3 protein-coding genes are annotated in these 3,430 nt (G+C 60.9%); all 3 read right to left on the bottom strand.

Annotated features, from left to right (window positions below):
- Positions 1–776: sugar ABC transporter permease (locus EN994_RS23355; RefSeq protein WP_164746107.1), on the bottom strand; the 776-nt coding region annotated here is incomplete at its 3' end.
- Between the two features lie 94 nt (positions 777–870).
- Entirely contained in the window at positions 871–2,196 is a 1,326-nt protein-coding gene (locus EN994_RS23350; protein ID WP_013529762.1) for an ABC transporter substrate-binding protein, read from the bottom strand.
- Between the two features lie 37 nt (positions 2,197–2,233).
- Positions 2,234–3,319 (bottom strand): sn-glycerol-3-phosphate ABC transporter ATP-binding protein UgpC, encoded by a 1,086-nt coding sequence (gene ugpC / locus EN994_RS23345; protein ID WP_063168933.1) that lies wholly within the window; start codon positions 3,317–3,319, stop codon positions 2,234–2,236.
- Between the last annotated feature and the right edge of the window lie 111 nt (positions 3,320–3,430).

Raw genomic sequence — 3,430 nt, 5'->3', positions numbered from 1 at the left:
GGCCCGCCGCGAGTCAGCACATAGATCAGCTGGAAATCGGTGAAGGTGAACAGGACCGAAAAGGTCATGGTGATGGCGATGATCGGCGTCAGCAACGGCAGCGTCACATAGCGGAACAACTGCCAACGGCTGGCGCCGTCGAGCGTCGCGGCCTCGTAAAGCGATTGGGGAATCGTCTGCAGGCCGGCCAGCAGCGTGATGGCCACGAAAGGAATGCCGCGCCAGACATTGGCGACGATCACCGAGGCGCGTGCGTTCTCCGGATCGCCAAGGAAATTGATGCGGTGGTCGATCAGTCCCATCTGCTGCAGCGCCCAGGAGAGGATGGAGAACTGCGAATCGTAGATCCACCAGAAGGCGATGGCCGAGAGCACCGTCGGCACCACCCACGGCAGCAGGACAATCGCGCGGAAGAACGATTTGAAGGGAAGGTTCTGGTTGAGGAGGAGCGCCAGCCAGAGGCCGCGCGCGAATTTCAGGCTCGAAGCGCTGATCGTGTAGAGCAAGGTGTTGAAGACGGAGAGCCAGAAGACGGCGTCGCTCCACAGATATTCATAGTTTTCGATGCCGATGAAGATGCCGGGGCGGCCGATGCGGGCGTCGGTGAAGCCGAGCCAGACGCCGAGCCCCAGCGGATAGGTCAGGAAGACAAGCAGCAGTGCAGCCGCCGGAAGCATGAAGCCGAAGCCAAGTGCGTTCCGGCTTTCGCTCCAGCGCGATAGAATCCGTGAGAAGATCGAAGATCGCGGCTGGATAGCAGCTGACGGCACAGCCATGGGTCGGCTCCTGCTGAGGTCTCATTGATCGGCCGGATCGGCCACGATGCAATCCGAAGCCAGCCGGGCAGCCGCGCTGCCCGGCTGAGCCGGCTCAAACGCGATAATAGCGATTTGCCCGCTTCTCGGCCTCTTCCATTGCCTCTTGCGGCGTCGCCTGGCCGGTCACCGCTTTGGCGAACATATCGACCAGCACGTAGTCGGCCATGGTTGCCGCCGAAGCATAGCCGAGCGGCCCGGCATAGCCGTTAGGCCGCAGAGTAGCCGAAGCCTTGGCGTAAGCGGCGTTGTTGGGATCGGCAGTCCATACCGGGTTGTTGTCGAATGCCTTCAGGGTCTGGCAGCAATATCCGGCCGAGGAGGTGATCCAGTCCTTCATTTGCGGTTCCTCGAACATGAACTGCAAATACGCCTTGGCCGCGTTGGGGTAGGGCGTGTAATTGAAGATGACAGCCGTGGTCACCTGGAACAATTCGACGGATTTGCCGACAGGGCCGATGGGCAGGTTGGTGGTGCGTATGTCCTTGGCGATTTCAGCCAGCTTCGGATCATTGTCCTTATTGATTTTGGCGGTGTTGTAGGCCGAGATGCCGTTGGCGATGACAGCCAGTTCGCCGGCCAGGAAGGCGCGGTTGTTGTTGACGTCGAGCCAGCTTTCGGTGCCTGGAATGAAGGTCTTGTAGAGTTCCTGCGCGTATTCGATGGCCTTGAGGGTCTCGGGGCTGTTGATCGTTACCTTGCCGCTCTCGTCGACCATCTGGCCGCCATGGCTCCACAGCAGCCAATGAGCATAGTTGTTGCCGTCGCCGACGCCATGGCCATGCGTGAAGCCGGCCGGATGGCCCTTCGCCTGCAAGGCCTTGCAAAGTTCCAGGAAGCCTTTCGTGTCCTTGGGAAACTCCGAAAAGCCGGCCTCTTTCACCCAGCTTTCCCGATAGACGATGGCATTTCCGATCGTGGCCAGTGGCAGGCCGATGAATTTGCCTTCCCGGGTCGCATATTGCTTTGGTCCATCATGCCAGCCGCCGTATTTCGAGCCGAGATACTCGCCGAGTTCGCTCACGTCGTGCAGCTTGTCGGGATATTGGTGCGGGTCATCGAACCAGACGAACATCAGGTCGGGGCCGGAGCCGACATTTGCCGCGACCGCCGCCTTGGGGCGAATGTCCTCCCAACTTTCCTTGTCGACGCGGACCGCGACACCGGTCGCTTCGGTGAAGCGCTTGGTGTTGGCCAGCCATTGGTCCTCGTCGCCCTGGACGAAGGGCGACCAGCGCAGCAGTCTAAGCTTGGCGCCATCCTCGGGTTTGTATTTCGGTCCGTCCTGGGCAAGGGCCGGAGAGCTGATGAACCGACTTCCCAAGGCACCCGCCGCCGCGCCGGCGGTGGTGCGGATCACGTCACGTCTGGTGAACTTCATGCTCGTTTCCTCCTGCTTGTTGTCCTTGCCTGTGGTCCTACTGATCGGTACGTGTTTGGAACCTCTGTCCGGTTTCTCCGTGAAAGAGATGGATGAGGCCGGGCTCGGCCGTAAGCCGGATGGTTTCGCCCGGCGTGAAGGAATGTCGTTCCCGGAAATTCGCGACGATCTCTTCGCCGCCGGCTGTCCGGCCGATGAGCTGCACTTCGGACCCGGTTGGTTCAACCACCGCGACGGTGACCGGAATGCCCCGGTCGTCGGACAGCCGCAAATGCTCGGGCCTTATTCCCAGCACCACAGGCTCGCCATTGGGGATGGAAAGTGCCGAGGCCAACGGGACTGAAATCCCCCCGGCGCCGCGGAACGAGGGTGAGCCGTCAATAGCGATCTCGCCCCTCAGCAAATTCATGGCCGGCGAGCCGATGAAGCTGGCGACAAAAAGATTGTTCGGCCGGTCATAGAGTTCCAGCGGCGGCCCTATCTGCTCGACGATGCCGTCATGCATGACCACGATCTTGTCAGCCATGGTCATGGCCTCGATCTGGTCGTGCGTGACGTAGACTGTCGTCGTCTTGAGGCGCTGGTGCAGTTCCTTGATCTCGGCGCGCATCTGCACCCTGAGTTTGGCGTCGAGATTGGACAGCGGTTCGTCGAAGAGAAAGACCGCCGGATCACGCACGATCGCGCGGCCCATGGCGACGCGCTGGCGCTGGCCGCCGGAAAGCTGCCGAGGATAGCGCGCCAGCAACGGCACCAGCCCAAGGATTTCGGCCGCGCGGCGCACGCCTGCATCGCTCTCCGGCTTGGAAACTCCTTTGAGCATCAGCGAGAACGCCATGTTCTCGGCAACGGTCATGTGTGGGTAGAGCGCATAGTTCTGGAAGACCATGGCGACGTCGCGCTCCTTGGGCGCAACGTTGTTGACGACACGTTCGCCAATCGCGATCTGGCCGCGTGAAATCTTTTCCAGGCCGGCGATCATTCTGAGAAGGGTTGATTTTCCGCAGCCCGATGGTCCGACCAGAGTGACGAACTCGCCGTCCTCGATGTTCACGCTGACCCCGTGCAGGATCTCGACAGCGCCGAATGATTTGTAGACTTCGCCAATTGCGACAGACGCCATCGATCCTCCCAACAAATTCCTGCGACGTCGTCGAAGGAACAACGCTTCCGCTAGCGACAGCCCTGGCTCCTCCCAGGCTCACGCTAGGCCGAAACGGTAGCGCTACCAAAC

Origin of the sequence: Mesorhizobium sp. M7A.F.Ca.CA.002.09.1.1, from assembly GCF_003998555.1 — a bacterium.
Classification (GTDB): Bacteria; Pseudomonadota; Alphaproteobacteria; order Rhizobiales; family Rhizobiaceae; genus Mesorhizobium; species Mesorhizobium ciceri.
Note: the sequence above shows the minus strand (reverse complement) of the source record. Positions and strands in the feature narration are given on the sequence as shown.